Raw genomic sequence first — 20,861 nt, 5'->3', positions numbered from 1 at the left:
CCTATTCATTGCCCGTTTGCAAAGGCTTCTAACGCTTGGTAGCTGAGTCATGCGATTTACACAGATCAATCATGCAGGAGCATTAAATGGATCAATTTGCCCATCTCGACGGTGTTTCAGTCGGTATCTCGCTCACCGCCATCGATCATGAAAAATCGCATACGATCACCGCGCAATCGATCAGCACAGCACCGCTCGCAACCACCCCGCTCGATCAAACCCAATCGCCCTTGCTCGGCATCTCGATCCCGCAAGCCGATTTTCACATCGCCCGCGGCGTCGCCGCCCAGGATTCCGGCATGATGACCTGGCACCCGCTCACGGGGGCATCAGGAACGGCCTTGTCTGACGCCCTGCTGCCGCCACTCGGCACCAGTGAAGCCGCTAAACTCGCCGCCCTGGGTGCCGCGAGCCCCGGCTCACACATGACCATCGTGGTGCAAGATGCGCCGGGCGTCACCCTCAGCGCCGCCGCCCAAAATGCCCTGAACTACGCCGCCACCTATCTCGGTGATATCATCGCCGATCCAATCGCCGTAACAATTCAGGCCAACATCTCCAATCTCAACGCAGTCACCAAATCCAACGTCCTCGCCTACGGCTTCCCCGAAGCCTATTACGTTCCGTATTTCATTGCCCAAGGTGAACTCGCCCAGCACGATCCCGCGGTCGCTGCCTATCTGCCCGCGACCGACAAAGCCGCCGGCGGTGTGCAAGCCGTCGTATCAAAATCCGAACTCCAAGCCTGGGGTCTGCCCACCCAAAATTACTACGCGGTCGGCGGCTCAATCGTCATCAACACCTATTTTCAGAAATATTTTAACTACAGCACCAATAACGCGCTGCAAGCCGCTGGCGGCAATTCGTTGGATTTCGTCGGCCTCGCTCTGCACGAGCTGTCCCACGCGCTGGGCCGCGTCCGCTTTGATCAAAGCAAAGCTGGCACCGCAACCGGCCAATATGCCGGTGATCCGTTAGCCGGCCTAATGGACCTCACCGCCTTCACCGCCCCTGGCACCTTGCAACACACGGCCACCGCGGGCGTCGGCACGGATCCGTATTTCTCTCTCAATGGTGGCAAAACCCCGATCGTTTATTCCGCCACCTCGACCCGCACGGACTGGAACAACACCATGCAGAATAGCGCCTTCCTGCATGATGCTTGGTCGGGCTATCTTTATCCGGGCCTCGCCACCATGTCTGCGGTCGATGTGACGCTGCTCAACGCGCTCGGCTTTGATCTGGTCTGCTTCGCGGCGGGCACCAAAATCCTCACCAGCACCGGCCCCGTCGCCGTTGAACATCTCGCCGAAGGCGATGAAGTCGTGCTGCATCGCGGCGGTACCACGCCGATCAAATGGATCGGTCATCGCCATGTCGATGCCAGCAAACATCCCAAACCCGAGACTGTCTGGCCGGTCCTGATCGAAGCAGGCGCCATTCTCGATGGCGTGCCCCATCGCGACCTGCTGGTCTCGCCCAATCACGCTTTCCTGCTCGATGGTCATTTGATCCCCGCGAAAACCCTGATCAACGGCACCACCATCCGTCAGGTCGAGCGTAAACGCATCACCTACTACCACATCGAACTACCCGAACACGCCGTGCTGTACGCTGAAGGCGCCCCCACCGAATCGTATCTCGACACTGGCAATCGCAGCTTTTTCGAAAATGCCGGCATCGCCGTGTCGCTGCATCCCGATTTCAGCACCACCGCATCAGCCCAGCAGGACCGCGCCCAACAATCCTGCGCCCCCTTCATTGAATCCGGCCCGGTGGTCGAGCAAATCCGCGCGCGCATCCTCGCCCGCGCCGCCATCGCTACCACCAACGATCCTGCAATTCTCATCAACAAGCAAGCGGATGGCAGCGTCGTTCTACACTCCCGCCACGCCATCCCCGGTTATCTCTCGCCGGACCCGCGCGACCGCCGCACCCTCGGCGTCAAAATCCTGTCGCTCCACGCAGGGCCGCGCACGATTCCGCTCGATCATCCGCTCCTCGTCGAAGGCTGGCACAACCCCGAACCCGATGGTCGCTGGACCAACGGCCACGCCATCATCCCCGCCGCCCTCGTTGCGGATCATGACATCACGATCGACACCACTGGCAGCCTCGCCTACCCGGTAGCGTCAAAGCCCGCGAAAAAACTCAGCTCCGGCGTGCGACGGTAAACGCCGCCAAGTCGCGCAGCCGGTCGGCGCGCGGGCCGAACATCTCCAAATGCAGCGCCGCTTGCTGCGCCAGATGTTCGGCCTGCACCCGCGCCCGCTCGATCCCTAACACCGCAACCATCGTGGCTTTACCCTGCGCTGCGTCCTTGCCCGCCGTCTTGCCAAGGCTCGCATCAGAGCCTTCGGCATCCAGAATATCATCGGCAATCTGAAAGGCTGCGCCTAAATCCCGGCCATACGCCGCGAGCAAATGCCGCTGCGCCGCCGGTGCGCGCCCCAAAATCGCCCCCGCCTCGGCACTATACTGGATCAGCCGACCGGTTTTCAGCGCCTGCAACCGCGTGACCAAATGCGCCGATAATTCCTGACCGGACGAGACCATATCGATCATCTGACCGCCCGCCATGCCGCGCGCGCCTGATGCCGCACCCAGCGCCATCACCAGCTCGCAGCGCACCTCCGGGTCGGAATGGGTGTCCGGCTCGGCCAACACCTCAAAGGCCCGCGTCTGCAACGCATCCCCAGCCAAAATCGCCGTCGCCTCGTCAAAGGCTTTATGACACGAGGGTTTGCCGCGCCGCAGATCATCATCATCCATCGCGGGCAAATCATCATGCACCAGCGAATAGGCATGCAGCATCTCCACCGACGCCGCCACCCGCGCCGCACAGGTCAGATTGACCATGAATAATTTGGCCGTCTCAATTACCAAAAACCCGCGCATCCGCTTGCCGCCGCCCAGCGTTGAATAGCGCATCGCCTCGATCAATCGGCGCTCATCCCCCTCATGCAACGGCATCAACGCATCGAGCGCATCCTCCACCAGCGCCGCCGCATCCAGCATGGCGCTGGCCAAATCCGTGTCCATGGTCATGACGACGCTCCGTCCTGCGCTGCACTTAACGCCATAGCGCCATCCGCCCGCGTCACAATGGTTTGCACCAACTGTTCAGCCTCGGCGAGCCGCGCCTCGCAATGGCGCTTGAGCTGGTCGCCGCGCTCATAGGCCGCAATCGCCTGTGCCAAGCTCTGCTGGCCCGATTCCAACCCGCGCACAATCATCTCAAGCTCCGCCAGCGCCGCCTCGAACGACATCGTCGCAATGGCAGGCAGTTCAGTCCCGTTCGTCATTCATCCCATCCTATCTCAAACGCCCATCAGGGCCCGCACATGCACCACCACGCCGGCCGCCAGCGCGTCCAGATCATACCCGCCTTCCAGCAACGAAACGACCCGCCCGCCACAATGCCGTTCCGCCACCGCGACCAATTGTGCCGTCAGCCAGGCAAAATCCGCGGTCTCGACATTCAATTCCGCCAGCGGATCGAGCCGATGCGCATCAAACCCCGCCGAAATTGCGCATCAAACCCCGCCGAAATAATGATCAATTCCGGCGCGAATCGCTCAAGCGCCGGCATAATCACATCCTGCCACGCTGCGCGAAACGCCGCCGAACCCGATCCCGGCGCCAGCGGCACATTGACAATATTGCCCGCAACCCCCCGCTCGCTGGGCCGCCCGGTGCCCGGATAGCACGGAAATTGATGCGACGAGCCATAGAACAAATCCGCATTGGTCTCAAAACAAGCCTGGGTGCCGTTGCCGTGATGCACATCAAAATCCAGCACCGCAACCCGCCGCACCCCATGCGCGGCTCGTGCGTGCGCCGCCGCAATCGCCGCATTGGCGAACAGGCAAAACCCCATCGCCCGGTCCGGCTCCGCGTGATGCCCCGGCGGCCTGACCGCCACAAACACGGTGCGCGCCCATCCGTCCATCACCGCGTCCACACCCTGCATCGCCCCACCGGCGGCCAGCAGCGCCGCGCGTAACGACCCGGCACTCATCGCGGTATCCGCATCCAAATGCAGCCGCTCATCCCCCTCAAGATGCACCGCCATGATCCGATCGACATAGGCGCCATCATGCACCGCACGGATCGCTGCCACCGGCGCTTCCTGCGCCATCTCGCGCAGCAATGATTGAAATTCCGGCGCCTCCAACGCACCCAACACCGCCGTCAGGCGCGCCGGTCGCTCCGGATGATGCGGTCCCGCCTCATGGGCGAGACAATCCGGATGAGTAATCAACGCCACCGTCATGGCTCCGCTCCTACCGGTTCAGCACAGCGTATCGAAAAACTATACACACCCTTGGTCTCGCTCCACGACACCAAAGCATGGCCCGATTGCTGGCAAAAATCGCGAAAATCCCGCACCGAGCCGGGATCGGTCGCCAGCACCAACAGCCGCGTCCCCGCCGACATCGACCGCAGCGCACGCGCCGCGCGCAGCACTGGCATCGGACATTTCAGATATTTCGCGTCAATGACGGCCTCACCCATAAACCTATCGTGCCGGTTCACCCGCGCTTGGGCAAGAGGGTGCGGCCATCGGCCAGTTTCGTCCCCCGAAATCTTCGTCTATTGACTCGCCATGACCTTAGAATCCGGCACCAAACCCGGCTACCGAATCGGCGTCGATCTCGGCGGCACCAAAATCGAAATCGCCGCCCTGCGCCATGACGGCAGCCTCGCGCACCGCCACCGGATCGCAACGCCGGACAGCTATACCGGCACCATCGCCGCGATCGCAGGTTTAGTGCGCGCGACCGAACAAAGTCTTGGCCCCGCCGCCTCGGTCGGTGTCGGCATCCCCGGCACTATCAGCAGCGCCACCGGCCTCGTTAAAAACGCCAATTCCGAGCGCCTCAATGGCCACCCGTTCGATGCTGATCTTGCCGAAGCCTTGCAACGGCCGGTCCGCGCCAGCAACGATGCGAATTGTTTCGCCATCAGCGAAGCGACCGACGGCGCAGGCGCGGGCGCGAAAACCGTGTTCGGCGTGATCCTCGGCACCGGCGTCGGCGGCGGCATCGTGGTGAATGGCGCCGTGCTCGATGGGCGCAACGGCATCGCTGGCGAATGGGGCCACACCCCCTTACCCTGGCCGCGCGCCGATGAAATGCCCCTGCGCGCCTGCTGGTGCGGGCGTATCGGCTGCCTCGAGACCTATCTGCGCGGCCCCGCCCTCGCCGCCGACGCCGATGGCCCCGGCGCGCATGACGCCGGCACCCTGCCCGCGCGCGCCAGCCAGGGCGATCCCAACGCCCGCGCCGCGCTTGATGCCCATGTCGAACGGCTGGCCCGCGGCCTTGCGATGATCGTCAATATCCTTGATCCCGACGTGATCGTGCTCGGCGGCGGCCTGTCGCGCATGGATCATCTTTACACCCGCCTGCCGGACTTGATGCGGCCCTATATTCTCTCCGACCAAGTCGCCACCAGCATCAAACGCAACCAGCACGGCGATTCCTCGGGCGTGCGCGGCGCCGCCTGGCTCTGGCCGCCGCCGTAACCCACGCGCACAGCGATGATCCTCTGCCGCGATTGCGACGCCCTGTTCCCCAGCGCGCAACGCTGCCCGGTTTGCGACGGGGCACGCCTGGTCAGCCATCCCGAACTCACCGACCTCACCATCGCCCATATCGATTGTGATGCGTTTTTCGCCAGCGTCGAAAAGCGTGACCGCCCTGCGCTGCGGGATCGACCCTTGATCGTCGGTGGCCGCACCCGTGGCGTGGTCGCCGCTTGTTGCTATATCGCCCGCCTCAGCGGTGTGCGCTCGGCGATGCCGATTTTCAAAGCCCTGCAACTCTGCCCGGATGCCACCATCATCGCACCCGATTTCGCCAAATATAGCGAGGCCAGCCGCCAGATCCGCAGCCTGATGACCAGCCTCACCCCGTTGGTGCAGCCCCTCTCGATCGATGAAGCGGCACTCGATCTGTCGGGCACTCAAGCCCTGCACCGCGCGCCCCCTGCCGTGATGCTCAGCCGGCTCGCCCGGCGCATCGAGCAGGAGGTGGGCGTGACCGTCTCAATCGGCCTCGCCGCCAATCGCCTGCTCGCCAAACTCGCCGCCGAGCGTGACAAACCACGCGGCTTCGCAGTGCTCGGTCGCGATGCCGCAAGCCTGCTCGCCCCGCTGCCGATTTCGGTGCTGCCCGGCGTTGGCCCCGCACTGGCGCGCAAACTCGCAGGCCTGTCGATCACCCGCGTCGGCGAACTCGCCCGGCTCGACCCGCTGCAAGCCCGCAAAATGCTCGGCGAAGACGGGCCCGGCTTGGTCGAGCGCGCCAATGGCATCGATCATCGCCGGGTCGATCCCACGCCGAACCCCAAATCGATCAGCGCGGAAACCACCTTCGCCGAAAACATCACCGATCCCGCACACCTGCGCGCGAGCTTGGTTCAACTCGCCGAAAAACTGGCACGCCGCCTGCGCCAAGCCGAGAGTGCGGCGGGTAACCTCACGCTGAAACTGCGCACCGCACGCTTTGAGACGCGCAGCCTCGCCGTGCCCCTGCACGCGCCCACCCAACTGAGCGAAACCATCCGTGACGCTGCCACCCCGATCCTGCTCGCCGCCGCGGACGGCACCGCCTATCGCCTGCTGGGCATTGGCACCAGCCGCCTGCTCCCGGCGAGCGAGGCGGATCATGGCGATCTGCTCGACCGCGAAACCCCGCGTCGCGCCGCCCGCCAGCGCGCCATCGATCACCTCACCGAAAAATTCGGCCCCGATAGTATTCGGCGCGGCCTACCCCCTAAAAAATCATGATCGCGGCGCACGCGGCGCCAACAGCCCCTGCCGGCGCAGCCGATGCCGCAACTGGTCATAGCTCAACCCCAACGCCCGCGCCGTGCGCCGCTGGTTGAATTGATGCGCCTGCAAAGCGCGCTCCAACCGCACCCGCTCATCCCCCCCATCCTCCCCGCCCTCAGCCACATTCGGTGCGGCTGTCGGCCCAAACGGATCAATGCGCAGCAGCGATAATCGCTCACGCCAGGCCGTATGCCGATACAGGCTGCGCTCCACCACATTGCGCAATTCACGCACATTCCCCGGCCAATCATGCGCGCGCAACGAAGCCTGCGCCGCCTCATCAAACCCGGCAAAAAACGCTCGCCCCAACTCTGCGGTCATTTTTTGCGCGAAATAATCGGCGAGCAACAAAATATCCTCACCACGCTCGCGCAACGGCGGAATCCAGATCACATCAAAAGCCAACCGGTCCAGAAAATCCGCCCGAAATCGCCCCGCCCGCACCAAAGCGGGCAAATCCTCATGCGTCGCGGCAATCACCCGCACATCCACCCGCACCGGCTCTGATCCGCCCACCCGCTCGAACCGGCCATACTCAATCACCCGCAGCAGCTTTTCCTGCACCGCCAGCGAGGCATTGGCGATTTCATCGAGAAAAATCGTGCCGCGATCCGCCATTTCAAAGCGCGAGACCCGCCGACGCACCGCCCCGGTAAATGCTCCGGCCTCATGGCCGAATAATTCGGAATCGAGCAATGATTCCGCCAGCGCCGCACAATTCAATTTCACCAAACTTTGGCTCCAGCGCGGCGATAAATAAGCCAACCGGCTCGCCACCACCTCCTTGCCGGTCCCGCGCTCGCCAATCACCAAAACCGGCCGGTCGATAGGCGCGAGATCCGAAACATGCGCGAGCATCGCCAGAAAGGCGGGGCTTTGACCAATCGGCGTCGCTGGCGTGTCGGTGCTCATCCTAATTCCTAATAATTAGCAACCAATATTTAGCATTATAGCGCCCCACGAACAAGTAAAATCCGCTAACCCATTGAAAAATAACATTCACAAATGTTGGCACGCCCTTTGCAATCTAATTCGTCATCGTCTCATCATCGTCACCGCAATCCACGGAGCCTCCTATGAGTATCTTTTCCCGCCTCTCCGACATCATCAATTCCAACCTCAACGCCCTGCTCGATCACGCGGAAGACCCGCAAAAGCTGGTCCGGCTGGTGATCCAGGAAATGGAAGACACGCTGGTCGAAGTTCGCTCCGCCGCCGTGCGCATGATCGCCGAGCGCCGGGAACTCGAACGCCGGATCGCCAGCCTCACCCGCGATGCCGATGAATGGCAGCGCAAAGCCGAATTCGCGCTTGGTCGCAACCGCGAAGACCTCGCCCGCGCCGCCCTGCTCGCCAAATCCCGCGCCGCCACCGCCATCGCCGAAGCCCAAGAGCATATCGCCCAGGTGCAAGCCGCCATCGCCCAGCAAAATGAGGATGTCGGCAAACTCCAGGCCAAGCTCGATGACGCCAAATCCCGCGAAAAATCGATCGCGATCCGCCAGCAAAGTGCAACAACACGCCTGCGCGTCAAACGCAGCCTCTATGATGAACGCGTCACCGATGCTTTCGCCCGCTTCGAACAGGTCGAGCGCAATCTCGATATGATGGAAGGAAGAGCCGAATCCTATGAGCTGGGCCGCACCCCGCCGACCCCCAGCCTGCATGACGAATTTGCCAATCTCGAAGCCGATGCCAGCGTCGAGGCCGAATTGGCCGCCCTGAAATCCAAACTCAATCCGAACGATCAAGCGGCCTAAACCGCGCCAATAGGGAGATATCCATGGTCGAATATATGCCCTTCCTGATCCCGATCGTTGCGATCATCTGCGTGTTTGGGTTCAAGGCCTATAAATTACACGTGATGAGCCGTGGCGTCGGCCTCAGCAGCCAGGATCGTGCGGTGCTCGAATCGCTGCAAGCCTCGGCCTCGCGCCTCGAAGCGCGCATCGCCACCCTCGAACGCGCCGTGCTCGATAACGATCAAGCCTTCAGCGTCCCGCAACCCGAAAGGCGTTTCCCATGAGCAGCACACTCTACCCCACGCACCGAATGCCCGCCCGGCCCCTGATCGGCGGCGTCTGCGCAGCCATCGCCAACGCGAGCACCCTGCCGGCCTGGATCATCCGCCTAGCGACCCTCCTGATCGCGCTGCATGCGCCGATCATCACCCTGATCCTCTATCTGGCCCTCTCCATCGGCCTGCATCGCCGCCGCACCCGGCTAACACGCCATCTCAGAGGGCTGCATGATCACCTGAGTGGCATGGCCGCCCCACCGCCCAACCCGTTTTCCAGCCTAATCGATCGCCTCGCCCATCGTTTCGCCACGCTCGATCAACGCCTCGCCCGCCTCGAACGCACCAACCGCGTCCGTGACGCCGATGATCGAAGCTGATTTTCTCCTCCACCGAAAGGCAAAAACCATGTCCACCGTTATCAATGATGATTTCATCGCCACTGCCCGGTCCCACCCCACCTTATCGGCCAAAAGCCACCCGCGCCTGATCCGCGAAGCCTATGCGCGCGGCCTGTCGATCAAGGCCTCGCCCTCGCCCGAGCAACTCATGCCGGTGTCATGGCGCGTGCATCTGGTAAGCCTGATTGGCGCCATCGCGATCACGGGCTTGATTTTTAGCGTCATAGCCTTTCTGATCGGTGCCACCTTGTAAGGAACCGCCCCATGCCCCGCCCCCCCGCCATCATGACCGCTAGCACAACGACGCGTCCAGCGACGAAATTAATCACCTCAACCCTCGGCCTGGCGCTGCTGGCAGGCATTCTCACCCACCCCGGCGCGGCGCGGGCCGCAACCCCAGCGCCCGTCGCGGAAACGCTACCACCCTTTCATGCCATCACCATCAGCCCGCTGATCGGCCTGCATTTCACCCAAGGCCCGACCCAGAATGTGAGCGTCACCGCCCCCGCACCGGTGCTGCGCCATCTACGTCTGTCGGTGCATGACGGCGTGCTCGATGTGCATACCGAGGGGGATCTGAATAATTTCAGCATGAACGGCCATTCGATCCTGCTGACCATCACCCTGCCGCGCCTGACCCGCATCGATGATAGCGGGCTGGTCCACGGCACACTCGATCATCTGGATGCGCAAAACCTCACGCTTAATCTCTCAGGGGCCGCCGAACTCGCCCTGCAAGGCCACATCCAAAACCTCACCGTCGAGATCAGTGGCGATTCCCGGATCGATGCGCGCCAGCTCCAAATCGACAATTTCACCGCCCATATCAGCGGGATTGGCAAAATCAAGGCCAACGTCACCAAAAGCGTCACCATCGCTTTGAGCGGCGTCGGCCATGTCACCATCCACGGCAACCCGCCGGTGCGCCATATCCACACCAGCGGGCTGGGCACGGTCAATTTCAAACCATGATCACGCGGTCGCCAACGCCGGTGCCAGCAACGCCTCTGCCTGCGCAAACAGCGCCGGATCGATTTTCGCGTCCGAAGCCACGACATTCTCGTCAATCTGCTCCGGGCGTGACGCGCCAATAATCGCGGAGGCGACATTCTCCAGCCGCAGCACCCAGGCCAGCGCGAACTGCGCCAGCGTCAGCCCCGCCTGTGCCGCCAATCCACTCATCGCCTGCACCGCTTCCAGCACCGCGCGCCGCTCGCCCAAATCCTGCAGGAAATGCCCCATCGTCGCACTGGTCGCGCGTGATCCTGCCGGCGGCGGCGCACCAGGCCGATATTTCCCGGTCAGAATCCCTTGCGCCAGCGGCGACCACACAATTTGCGAAATCCCATGCGCCGCACAATACGGAATAATCTCCGCTTCGGGCTTGCGCCACAGCATCGAATATTGCGGCTGGCTGGAGACAAATTTCTCCACCCCCGCCATCTCGGTCGCTTCCTTGATTTTCTCAACCGGCCATTCGGAAAACCCAATCGCCCGGGTCTTGCCGGACCGAACCGCCGCACTCAAAGCGGCCATCGTCTCTTCTAACGGCGTGTCATGATCATAGCGATGGCATTGATAGAGATCGACATAATCAACCTTCAGCCGCTGGAGCGAGGCATCGAGCTGCTTTTCAATCTGCTCGCGCGACAAGCCCTTATCGGTTTCCGTCATCGGAAAATATAATTTGGTGGCCAGCACATAGCTCTCGCGCTTCACCCCAGCCAAGGCCTCACCCAGCACGGTCTCGGCAGCGCCTTTGCCGTAAATATTCGCCGTATCGATCAAGGTAATACCCAGATCCAACGCCCGATGCACACAAGCAATCGACTGCGCTTTCTCCACCCCACCCGAATACGTCAGCCACGAGCCCAGCGAAATATCCGATACCTCAATGCCGCTCGATCCCAATTGCCGATATTTCATCCTTGATGTCCCATTCCATCCACACCCGGCCCGTTTGACCGAATTGTCGCGCAACTTTGTGTCACCAACCGCGCGGCGCAACCCTTTACCATGCCTGATCAGCCCGATAATCTCGCCTGATGGATGATTTTACCGCCCGCCTTGCCCTGATCGAAGCCTGCCAACGGCTGAACCCGCTTGGCATCAATCAAGGCAATGCCGGCAATATTTCGCTGCGCGCGGGCGATGCGATGCTGATTTCCCCCTCCAGCATCCCCTATGACCAACTCCGCCCCGAATTGATCGCGCAAATGTCGCTCGACCCGGACCAACCCGCCATCACCACGCCAGATGATCCAACCGACATCTGGACCAGCCCGTGGACCGGCCCGTGCAAACCCTCCAGCGAATGGCGCTTTCATCGCGATATTCTGCGCGCCCGCCCAGAGATCACCGCGATCGTCCATACCCACGCCATTTTCGCCACCACCCTCGCCATCGCCCATCGCCCGATCGAGGCTTGCCACTACATGATCGCCTGCTTCGGCGGCCATGATGTGCGCTGCGCCCCCTACGCCACATTCGGCACCCAAGCCCTGTCGGACCACGCCCTCGCCGCACTCGAAGGCCGCACCGCTTGCCTGCTCGCCAATCATGGCATGATTGCGCTGGGCGAAACCCTCGAGCGCGCTTTGTGGCGCGCCGTCGAACTCGAAACGATTTCAAAACAATATATTCACGCCCTGATGCTGGGCCAGCCCCATATCCTCAGCCGCGCCGACATCAACGACGCCCTGGCCCAATTCGCCACCTATGGCCACGCATCACCGCTTGCCAAAACCGCAACATCCCGTTAATATCTTTAAAACTCAATGAGGTGCGGCCATGCGCGATCGTTCTTTCGGGCAAATGATTTCGCATGCCAGGATCGGCATCGCCGCCATGCTCGTCACCCTCGTGAGCCTGACCCCCACCGCCCTAGCTTCCGCGCCGCCCACCACCCCCACCGCTACCGCCACCAAAACCGTCGATCCGCATGCGCCCTGGAACAATCCGCGCATCCTGATTTTCATCAACCAAACCCTCCCCGGCCTCGGCAGTGACGCAAGCCAGCTGCGCTTTGACCTCACCCAGCCCAACATCGCTCTCACCGCCAGCGCCCAAGCCCACCGCGCCCACGCCGAAGCCGCGATGGACCAAGCGCTGCACGCCAAAAACTGGCGCGCCCTGCGCGATGCCGCCATCCGACGCATCGGCCTCGGCGCTGCCGCCAAACCCCGCCTCTGGCTCGATTACGGCACCGCCATGCTCAATCTGCATGATGGCGAGGCCCAAGCCGCCCTCGAAGCGGGCTATCTCGCCTTCACGCTCCGCAATGACAGCGACAATCCCGCCACCACCACCCGCACAGCGCTCGAAATCATGCGCCGCGCCCTCGCCCGGCGCGGCGATCATCTGGCCGAGATCGGCCTGCTCGGCCAAATCGTCCAAGCCTACCCAACTGATGCCCAGGCGCGCACCCTGCTCAATCAAAAAGTTCAGCGCTACGGCTTCACCGCTCGCAAAATCACCACCCACGCCGAAAGCTTCCCGGCCAGCGCCTGCATCGCCTTCACCATCCCGCTGCCGCGCGGCGGCAATCGCCATCCGGGCGATTACGTCACCGTCACGCCCAGCCGCCACAGTCTCGCCGTCACCGAAAACCAAGGCCAGCTCTGCATCACCGGCCTCAGGCCCGGCACCACCAGCACCGTCACGCTGCATCCGGGCCTGCACGGCATCGCGGGCACCACCCTGACCAAGCCGCTCACCATCAAGGTCAGCCTAACCAACCGCCAACCCGCTTTGATCGCCGATCCGAACCATTACATCATCCCGGCCAGCGACCCGCCGGCCATCGGCTTCGCCAGCATCAATCTCTCCAAAGTCAAAGTCAAAATCACCCGCGTCGCCGAACGCAGCCTGCTCAATTTCATCAATAACCATCCGCTGCTGAACCCTAATGGCTTCTCTTCAAGCCTCTATGGCAATAACAGCCCGATCATTTTCACCGGCACCGCCAACATACCGGCCTTCCGCCGCAACCAACTGATCCACACGGTGCTGCCGCTCGCCAATGTCATGAAAAAACCAGGCCTGTACGCCGTGGCGCTCAGCCCCGCCGATGGCACGCCGAACAACGGCACGTTATCCCTCGTGCAAATCGTGCTGCGCACCAACATCGCCCCCACCACATGGCGCGGGCGCGATGGGCTGCATGTGCAACTTCGCCGCTACACCAATGCCCGCGCAATCAGCGATGCCACCATCAATCTGATCGCCGCCGATAACGCCATTCTCGGCACCGCCAAAACCAATGATGATGGCATCGCATTTTTTCCAGCCCCACTCCTCGCCGGCCCCGGCGGCCAAGCCCCCGCCGCCCTCCATATCACCGATGACAGCGGTGATTTCACCCTGGTCGATCTCAACGCCTCACCGTTCGACCTCTCTGATCGCGGCGTATCTGGCCGCCCCGAACCCAAGCCAATCGATCCCTATATTTATGTTGATCGCGGCATTTATCGGCCCGGCGAAACCATCCATCTCACCGCCTTGCTGCGCAACCCCAACGGCAAACCCCTCAACGTGCCGCTGCATCTGATCGTGCGCCGCCCCGGCGGCCAGATTTTCTCCGATACCGTGCCGCGCTGGAGCGATGACGGTGCCTTCACCCAACCCATACGCCTCTCACCCGGCGCGCAAGCGGGCACCTGGAGCATCACCCTCGCGGTCAATGACCATGCGAACCCGCTCGCCGAGCGCGATGTCACAATTGCCGCCTTCGTCCCCGAACGCCTCGCCGTTGCCCTCGGCAAACCAACCGAACTCACCCCCAACGCAATCGATCCCTGGCCGGTCCATGTGCGCTTTCTCTACGGCGCACCCGGTGCCAACCTCACCGGCACCGCCAGCGTCAAAATCACCCAAAACCCAACGCCCTTCCCCACCTTCAAAGACTATCAATTCGGCCTGCAAGGCGAAATCTTCGGCTCGCCACTGCGCACACCCAAATTGCCCGAAACCAATGCCACCGGCGCCAGCGCAGTGCCGATCGACCTGACCCATCTGCCTGACAGCACCCATGCGCTGCAAGCCAAACTCACTGTCACCATCAACGACCCTTCAGGCCGCGCCGTCGGCAGCGCCCTCACCATCCCGATCCGCCCCACCACGCCCCTGATCGGCCTCAAGCCCGATTTCACCGGCGGCGCGGTCGATCAAGGCGTGAAACCCGCGTTCGATCTGGTCGCGGTCAATCCAGCCGGCCAACCGGTCGCGATGAAACTCGATGTCGCGCTGGTGCGCCAAGATTACGAATGGGGCATTATCTGGAATCAATCCGTCGCCCGCTGGCGCTTCACCTATATTAACCGCCCGGTGCTGAAACAAACCATCAGCATCCCGGCTGGCCAGCCTTATCATTTGGTGCTGCCCACCCTGCCCTATGGGCGCTACCGGCTGCGGGTGATCCAGCATGAAGGCGGCCTCGCCGCCACCTCGACCATTTTCTATTCCGGCTGGATCACCGCGTCGAACCCCGGCGTGCCCACCCGCCTCACCGTCATGCGTGACAAGCGCCGCTATTTGCCGGGTGAAACCGCACATCTGCACATCACCGCCCCCTATGGCGGACGCGCCACGCTGGTCATCGCCAATAACCGCGTGCTCGCCACCCGCAATTTTACGCTCTCCGCCAGAGGCCGCGATATTTCGGTGCCGATCTCCGCAAAATGGGGCGCGGGTGCCTATGCCATTGTCCATGTCTTTCGCCCGGCCGACAAAACCAGCGCGCCCGATCGCGCCATCGGTCTCACCTGGCTGGGGCTGAAGCCCGGCAAACGCCAATTGCCGCTCACCTTCGCCGTGAAAAAACTCTATCGCCCTGGCCGTGACGTCACCTTCACCATCAACACCAAGCCCGGCGCCTATGTCACGCTCGCCGCCGTCGATGAAGGTATTTTGCGCCTGACCGATTTCGTCAGCCCTAACCCGCTCGGTCATTATTTCGGCAAGCGCACCCTCGGTGTCGATATCAATGATAGCTACGCCGCCCTGCTGCGCCTCCCCACCGGCCAATCAACCGCGCTGCATGTCGGCGGTGGTGGAGATTTCGGTGCCGCCGCCGCGCCGATCCCGCAAAAAATCGTCTCGCTATTCGCAGGCCCGGTGCAAGCCAATAGCGACGGTGTCGCCAAAATCACCCTGCACATCCCCGATTTTAACGGCCAGATTCGCCTGATGGCGGTGGGCTGGAAACATCGCGCCGTCGGCTCAGCCAGCACCGACATCATCACCCGCCATAAAATCATCGCCGATTTGCTGTTGCCGCGCTTCCTCAGCCCCGGCGATCACGCGGATATCGGCATCATGCTGCAAAATCTCGACCTGCCAGCCGGTCGTTTCCACATCACACTCACCAGCACCGGCGCCATCGCGGGCAACGCTGATGCCCAGTTCAACCTCACGCCCCAGCGCCGCCTGATCATGCCCGCCACCCTCACCGCCAACGCCATCGGCACCGGCACCCTGCATCTGCGTGTCACCGGCCCGAACGGCTACACCCAATCGCGCACCCGCCAAATCTCGGTGCATGTGGTGCGCGCCCCCAGCACCATCCTCACCTCAACCATGATCGGCGGTGGCGACAGCGTTAAACTCAGCCCCGATCTAACCCCCTTCATCACCGGCTCCGCGCAAGCTGATCTCACGCTCGGCAACCATCTGCCGTTCGACCCCACCGCCTATCTCCAAGCCCTGCACGCCATCACCTATCATTTCCTCGAAATCAGCGTGAGCCAAGGCATGCCGCTGACCGCCCTGCACGGCAAAGCGTCAGGCCCGGACCCCACCGGACGCCTCGCCAAAGCCGTCGAAAACGTGCTCGATGATCAACGCTATGACGGCGCCTTCGGCCTGTGGTCCTCGCAAGACGACGCACAACCCTGGCTCACCGCCTATGCCACCGAATTTTTGCTCCGCGCCCGCCAAGCCGGCGCCGATGTGCCGCAAGCCCCGCTCGCCTCGGCGCTGGATTGGCTGCGGAGCGAAGTGATCAACAACCCCGCCCCAACCCAAGCCGATATTTACGCCGCCTATGTCCTCGCCCTCGATCACAAAGCCCCCGCCGGTGCGATCCGGGTGATGGACAACCAGCTCAGCGCCGTCTCCCACCCGCTGGCCCGCGCCCAACTCGGTGCCGCCCTCGCTTTGATCGGCGAGCCGGATGAAGCCCGCGCCGCCCTGCAAGCCGCCCTCAAAATCCATAATCGCGGCGGCTATTTCTGGTGGCGCGGCCAGGATTGGATGGCCGGGTACGGCACCCCGCTGCGCGATGCCTGGGCGGTGCCCACCATCATCCGCGAAACCGGCCTGCTGCGCGCTCAATACCCCACCCTCGCTGCCAATCTGCCCGGCCAGGGCGTCGATATCGCCAGCCTCAACCCGCAAGAGCTGGGCGATGCCGGTCTCGCCGCCGGCATCTTCGCGGGCCATCCCACCATGCTCACCCTGACCCTCAACGGCAAAGCCATCGCGCCCACCACCAGCCTGACCCGCCCGATCAGCCAGCCCATCACCGTGGCTAATGGCAGCAAAAAGCCAGTTCCCGCGACCATCGCCGTCACCGGCATCCCCGCGCAAGCGCCGGGGGCCACCTCGAAGGGCATGTCACTGCACGAAGCCTTCTACACGCCGGACGGCCAACCGCTCGACATCTCCACCCTCACCCAAAACACCGTCTTCGTGATGGTCGTCAGCGGTCGCGCGACCGATTCCGCGCCGCACCACGTCATTCTCACCATCGGCCTCCCAGCCGGCTGGGAGCTGGCTGGCAATATCTCCAGCGGCAAAGCCTCGGTCGCCGCAATGCCCTGGCTGCACCAACTCACCCCACCCGACGCCATCGCCGCCGAGGATGATCGCTCAATGGCTGCCTTCACCCTGTTCCCGCCCTGCTCCGACATTCGCACCTGCGAGGATAACGGCCATGATCAGGAGTTCCGCACCGCCATCATGCTGCGCGCCGTCACCAAAGGCCGGTTCACCCTGCCCGGTGCCAGCCTGGTTGATGTCTATCATCCGCTGATCCGCGGCACCCTGGCCGATCAATCGATCACCGTGCTCGCCCCCAGCGCCGCTCCGCCATCAGCACCCTAATCGGCCCAAGGTGCGCAGCCGCCTCAAAACCATCCTGGTCCGCCTCAGCCTGATCGGGCTGAGCGGTCTGCTGATCCTGCTCGTCTGCGCCTACGCTTTCCCGCCCAGCCTCAGCCGCCTTGCCGTGCAAGGCCGGATCATTAATGACCGCAACGGCCACGCCATCGCCTACTACACCGACCCGCAAGGTGAGTGGAAATACCCCACCCAAGCCGCCTCGGTGAACAAAGTGATGATCCGCATGCTGATCGGCATCGAGGATCACCGCTTCTACCACGATCCGGGGATCGATCCGCTCGCCATCGCCCGCGCCACCGTGCAAATGCTCGCCGCCGGCCATGTCGTCTCCGGCGCCTCCACCCTGACCATGCAGGTCACCCGCCTGCTGCACCCCGCACCGCGCACCCTCCCGGTCAAGATCATCGAGGCCTTTCAGTCCATTTCTCTCACCGAACATTATTCCAAAACCCGCATCCTCGGCATGTGGCTTTCCCTCGCCCCGTTCGGCGGCAATATCGTGGGCGTCAACGCCGCCGCCCATCTCTGGTTCGGCGAAAACCCCAACCAACTCTCGCCCGCCCAAGCCGCCTTGCTGATCGCTTTGTGCCGCCGCCCCGAAGCCCTGCGCCCCGACCGGCATCCGCACGCCGCCATGATCGCGCGCAACAAAGTCCTCGCCGAAGCCGAACGGCTGCATTTGCTCTCCCCACACGCCGCGCGCGAAGCGCAAGCGACACCCGTGCCCCGCCACTGGCACCGCCTACCCGCCCAAACCCCGCAACTCACCGCAGCCCTGCCCACTGGCAGCACCACCACCCTGAACGGCCCGCTCAACGCCGCCCTCGCTTCCTTGGCCCAGCGCGATCTCACCGCCATGCGCCCCGCCGAATCCCTCGCCATCCTCATCATCAACGCCCGCGACCACGCCATCCGCGCCGCCTATCTCGGCGATTGGGCCAATCCGCGCCGTGCGGGCTTTCTTGATCTCAGCCGCAGCATCCGCTCGCCCGGCTCAGCGCTCAAACCCTTTCTCTACGGCCTCGCCTTCGCCGATGGTCTCGCCGGCCCCAACACGCTGTTTCGCGATTTGCCTGCCAATTTCGGCGCTTACGGGCCGGATGATTTCACCCATAATTTCATGGGCGTGGTCACCGCCGCCAGCGCGCTGCGCCGCTCGCTCAATCTGCCCGCGGTCAAGCTGATGCGGCGCTACCGGCCTGACCGTTTCGCCGCCCATCTGCGGGCCGCCGGCACGCCCTTGGCGCTCCCGCTCGGCGCACGCCCCACCTTGCCGCTCGCGCTCGGCGGCGGCGGCATCAGCATGCGCCGCCTCGCCGCCCTCTATGCCGGCCTTACCACCGATGGCAGCATCACCCGCCTGCATTGGCTCAAAGGCCAACAGCGGCGCACCCGCCCGCTGCTAACCCCAAGCATCGCCGCCGAAGTAGCCGGCATCCTCACCCGCCCGCTGCCCGGCACCCAAATCAACGGCATCGCCTGGAAAACCGGCACCAGTGCCGGCAATCGCGATGATTGGGCCGCCGGCTTTGACCGCCGCAGCGTCATCATCGTCTGGGTCGGCCGCCCCGATGGCGGCGCGCTGCCCGGCGCCGCGGCGATCGACCGCGCCGTGCCCATTCTCACCCAAGTCACCGGCTTGATCAAAATTGCACCCCGTCAGCCGCTCGCGCCGCGCCACGTCTTCACCCTCGCCGCACCACCCGCCTTAGCACAGCTCCAACTCGCCTACCCGCCACCCGGTGCGGCCATCGCCGATCTCGGCCCGATCCAACTGCGCGCCACCGGTGGCCAACGTCCCCTGACCTTCCTGATCGATGGCAAGCCGCTCGCCTCAATCGCGGCCCTCAGCACCGCCCGCTTCACCCCGCACTCCCCCGGCTTTTACCGCATCCGCATCATCGATGCGCGCGGCCACAGCGTCAGCGCCATGTTTCGCGTCCTGCCCGCGCACCACCCGGATCAGTAACCCCCCTTTACCCGCAGCACCCGCGCCGATAAGCCCGGATCATGACCGAGCCCCAAACCAGCCTCGACCCCGCCGATTGGACCGGCCTGCGCGCCCTCGGCCACCGCATGCTCGACCATGTCATTGATCGCCTCGCCCGGCTGCGCCAGGGCAAAGTCTGGCAACCCATGCCCGCCCCGATCCGGGCCAGTTTCCGCACCGCCCTGCCACGCACCGGCATCGGCGCCGAAGCCGCCTATGACGAATTTTTGCGCCGCATCGCGCCCTACGCCTCAGGCAACACCCATCCGCGCTTCATGGGCTGGGTGCAAGGCGGCGGCAACCCGGTCGCGATGCTCACCGCCCTGCTCGAAGCCGGCCTGAACGAGAATTGCGGGGGCCGCGATCATGTCGGTCTCGCGGTCGAGCGCCAAATCATCGCCTGGTCCGCCGAAATGCTCGGCCTGCCCACCAGCACCGGCGGCTTGCTGGTCACCGGCTCGTCAATGGCCAATTTCATCGCGGTGCTCTGCGCCCGCCGCCAAGCCCTCGGCGCCGATGTGCGCACCCACGGCCTCGGCAGCCACCGCCTCACCGGCTACGCGCAAACCGGCGTGCATCGCTGCGTCCCCGGCGCGTTCGACATGGCGGGCATCGGCAGCGATGCGCTCCGCCGCATCCCGACCAACGCCGCCTGCCAGATCAATCTCGCCGCGCTGGAGGCCCAAATCATCGCGGACCGCGCCACCGGCCACACCCCGTTCTTGATCGTCGCGACCGCCGGCACGGTCGATGTCGGCGCGATCGATCCGCTCCCCGCCTTGGCCGATCTTGCCGCTAAATACGGGCTGTGGCTGCATGTGGATGCCGCTTTCGCCGCCCTCGCCGCGCTATCACCCCGCCATGCGGACTTGCTCACCGGCATTGATCGCGCCGATTCGGTGGCCTTTGATTTCCATAAATGGGCGCAAATCCAATATGATTGCGGCTGCGTGCTGGTGCGCGCCGAACAGCTCATGCTCGATAGCTTCGCCCAAAACGCGCCCTATCTCAGCGCAGCACCCAGCTCAGCGCCTCGGGGCCTCGCCGGCGGCACACCCTGGCCGTGCGATCTTGGCCCCGACCTGTCGCGCAGTTTCCGCGCCCTGAAAATCTGGATGACCCTGCAAAGCTACGGCGCGGACGCGCTCGGCGCGGTGGTCGATCAAACCTGCGCCGTCGCATCGCATCTCGGCGCGTTGATCGATGCCACGCCCGGCTTGACCCGGCTCGCCCCGGTTGCCCTCAATATCGTCGGTTTCCGCTACGATGATGGCGGGGATGATCTCGATGCGCTCAACGCCGATCTGGTCGCCGATCTGCAAGAATCAGGCGAATTCGTCGTCTCCTCAACCTTGATCGATGGCCAGCGCGCCATCCGCGCCGCCTTCGTCAATCACCGCACGGTCAAAGCCGACGCTGACGCGCTGGTGGCAGCCATCCTGGCCGCCGCCACCGCCCGCCAGCGCCCGACCCAGAATTAGAGCCTTGTTT

19 protein-coding genes are annotated in these 20,861 nt (G+C 63.6%); 12 read left to right on the top strand and 7 right to left on the bottom strand.

Features of this window, described 5'->3' with window-relative positions; translation table 11 throughout:
* The first annotated feature begins 86 nt into the window (after nucleotides 1–86).
* Nucleotides 87–2,174: an NF038122 family metalloprotease gene (locus ACYUCQ_RS01640; RefSeq protein WP_460252751.1), complete on the top strand. Its 2,088-nt coding sequence runs from the start codon at nucleotides 87–89 to the stop codon at nucleotides 2,172–2,174.
* Here the strand turns inward: ACYUCQ_RS01640 and ACYUCQ_RS01635 are convergent.
* From ACYUCQ_RS01635 to ACYUCQ_RS01615, 5 genes are read right to left on the bottom strand one after another with little or no spacing between them, the layout of a single operon-like run.
* A complete protein-coding gene (locus ACYUCQ_RS01635) occupies nucleotides 2,152–3,048 on the bottom strand; it encodes a polyprenyl synthetase family protein (RefSeq protein ID WP_460252750.1) in 897 nt (298 codons plus the stop codon). The genes ACYUCQ_RS01640 and ACYUCQ_RS01635 overlap by 23 nt on opposite strands.
* Nucleotides 3,045–3,305, bottom strand: coding sequence for an exodeoxyribonuclease VII small subunit (locus ACYUCQ_RS01630; RefSeq protein ID WP_460252749.1), 261 nt, complete (start codon nucleotides 3,303–3,305; stop codon nucleotides 3,045–3,047). The genes ACYUCQ_RS01635 and ACYUCQ_RS01630 overlap by 4 nt, the downstream gene beginning before the upstream one ends.
* Nucleotides 3,306–3,320: 15 nt before the next feature.
* On the bottom strand, nucleotides 3,321–3,485 hold the full coding sequence (locus tag ACYUCQ_RS01625) for a hypothetical protein (RefSeq protein ID WP_460252748.1): 165 nt from the start codon (nucleotides 3,483–3,485) through the stop codon (nucleotides 3,321–3,323).
* Entirely contained in the window at nucleotides 3,482–4,276 is a 795-nt protein-coding gene (locus tag ACYUCQ_RS01620) for an arginase family protein (RefSeq protein WP_460252747.1), read from the bottom strand. Before ACYUCQ_RS01620 ends, ACYUCQ_RS01625 begins: the two co-directional genes overlap by 4 nt.
* Nucleotides 4,273–4,518 carry a sulfurtransferase TusA family protein gene (locus ACYUCQ_RS01615; protein ID WP_460252746.1) on the bottom strand — a complete coding sequence of 82 codons (246 nt, stop codon included), beginning with the start codon at nucleotides 4,516–4,518 and terminating at the stop codon, nucleotides 4,273–4,275. The genes ACYUCQ_RS01620 and ACYUCQ_RS01615 overlap by 4 nt, the downstream gene beginning before the upstream one ends.
* A gap of 91 nt (nucleotides 4,519–4,609) precedes the next feature.
* On the opposite strand from ACYUCQ_RS01615, the gene ACYUCQ_RS01610 reads away from it, so the two are divergent.
* Both ACYUCQ_RS01610 and ACYUCQ_RS01605 read left to right on the top strand, forming a co-directional pair.
* Entirely contained in the window at nucleotides 4,610–5,530 is a 921-nt protein-coding gene (locus ACYUCQ_RS01610; protein WP_460252745.1) for an ROK family protein, read from the top strand.
* Between the two features lie 15 nt (nucleotides 5,531–5,545).
* Nucleotides 5,546–6,796: a DNA polymerase IV gene (locus tag ACYUCQ_RS01605; protein WP_460252744.1), complete on the top strand. Its 1,251-nt coding sequence runs from the start codon at nucleotides 5,546–5,548 to the stop codon at nucleotides 6,794–6,796.
* Here the strand turns inward: ACYUCQ_RS01605 and ACYUCQ_RS01600 are convergent.
* Nucleotides 6,791–7,753, bottom strand: a complete 963-nt coding sequence (locus ACYUCQ_RS01600) for a sigma 54-interacting transcriptional regulator (RefSeq protein ID WP_460252743.1) — start codon at nucleotides 7,751–7,753, stop codon at nucleotides 6,791–6,793. The genes ACYUCQ_RS01605 and ACYUCQ_RS01600 overlap by 6 nt on opposite strands.
* Before the next feature lie 164 nt (nucleotides 7,754–7,917).
* Between ACYUCQ_RS01600 and pspA the strand changes: the two genes are divergently transcribed.
* The 5 genes from pspA to ACYUCQ_RS01575 are packed head-to-tail and all read left to right on the top strand — an operon-like array spanning nucleotide 7,918 to nucleotide 10,231.
* Nucleotides 7,918–8,601: a phage shock protein PspA gene (gene pspA, locus ACYUCQ_RS01595; RefSeq protein WP_460252742.1), complete on the top strand. Its 684-nt coding sequence runs from the start codon at nucleotides 7,918–7,920 to the stop codon at nucleotides 8,599–8,601.
* A 23-nt stretch (nucleotides 8,602–8,624) separates the two neighbouring features.
* A complete protein-coding gene (locus tag ACYUCQ_RS01590) occupies nucleotides 8,625–8,867 on the top strand; it encodes a hypothetical protein (protein WP_460252741.1) in 243 nt (80 codons plus the stop codon).
* Entirely contained in the window at nucleotides 8,864–9,238 is a 375-nt protein-coding gene (locus tag ACYUCQ_RS01585; protein ID WP_460252740.1) for a PspC domain-containing protein, read from the top strand. The genes ACYUCQ_RS01590 and ACYUCQ_RS01585 overlap by 4 nt, the downstream gene beginning before the upstream one ends.
* Before the next feature lie 28 nt (nucleotides 9,239–9,266).
* Nucleotides 9,267–9,512, top strand: coding sequence for a hypothetical protein (locus tag ACYUCQ_RS01580; protein WP_460252739.1), 246 nt, complete (start codon nucleotides 9,267–9,269; stop codon nucleotides 9,510–9,512).
* Between the two features lie 11 nt (nucleotides 9,513–9,523).
* Entirely contained in the window at nucleotides 9,524–10,231 is a 708-nt protein-coding gene (locus tag ACYUCQ_RS01575; protein ID WP_460252738.1) for a head GIN domain-containing protein, read from the top strand.
* On the opposite strand, the gene ACYUCQ_RS01570 is transcribed toward ACYUCQ_RS01575, so the two are convergent.
* On the bottom strand, nucleotides 10,232–11,185 hold the full coding sequence (locus ACYUCQ_RS01570) for an aldo/keto reductase family protein (protein WP_460252737.1): 954 nt from the start codon (nucleotides 11,183–11,185) through the stop codon (nucleotides 10,232–10,234).
* Nucleotides 11,186–11,304: 119 nt separating this feature from the next.
* Here ACYUCQ_RS01570 and ACYUCQ_RS01565 point away from each other — a divergent pair, with 119 nt between their 5' ends.
* Genes ACYUCQ_RS01565 through ACYUCQ_RS01550 form a run of 4 tightly spaced genes read left to right on the top strand, consistent with a single transcriptional unit; the run spans nucleotide 11,305 to nucleotide 20,851 of the window.
* Complete coding sequence (locus tag ACYUCQ_RS01565; protein ID WP_460252736.1) at nucleotides 11,305–12,021, top strand: class II aldolase/adducin family protein; 717 nt, start codon at nucleotides 11,305–11,307, stop codon at nucleotides 12,019–12,021.
* A gap of 28 nt (nucleotides 12,022–12,049) precedes the next feature.
* Nucleotides 12,050–17,362: an alpha-2-macroglobulin family protein gene (locus tag ACYUCQ_RS01560; protein ID WP_460252735.1), complete on the top strand. Its 5,313-nt coding sequence runs from the start codon at nucleotides 12,050–12,052 to the stop codon at nucleotides 17,360–17,362.
* 10 nt (nucleotides 17,363–17,372) lie between these two features.
* Nucleotides 17,373–19,349, top strand: a complete 1,977-nt coding sequence (locus ACYUCQ_RS01555; RefSeq protein WP_460252734.1) for a transglycosylase domain-containing protein — start codon at nucleotides 17,373–17,375, stop codon at nucleotides 19,347–19,349.
* Between the two features lie 41 nt (nucleotides 19,350–19,390).
* Nucleotides 19,391–20,851 (top strand): pyridoxal phosphate-dependent decarboxylase family protein, encoded by a 1,461-nt coding sequence (locus ACYUCQ_RS01550; RefSeq protein ID WP_460252733.1) that lies wholly within the window; start codon nucleotides 19,391–19,393, stop codon nucleotides 20,849–20,851.
* Nucleotides 20,852–20,861: the final 10 nt, after the last annotated feature.

This window comes from Acidiphilium sp. MT5 (genome assembly GCF_054767495.1).
The sequence above is the reverse complement of the archived record's forward strand: the minus strand, read 5'-3'. Positions and strand labels throughout refer to the sequence as shown.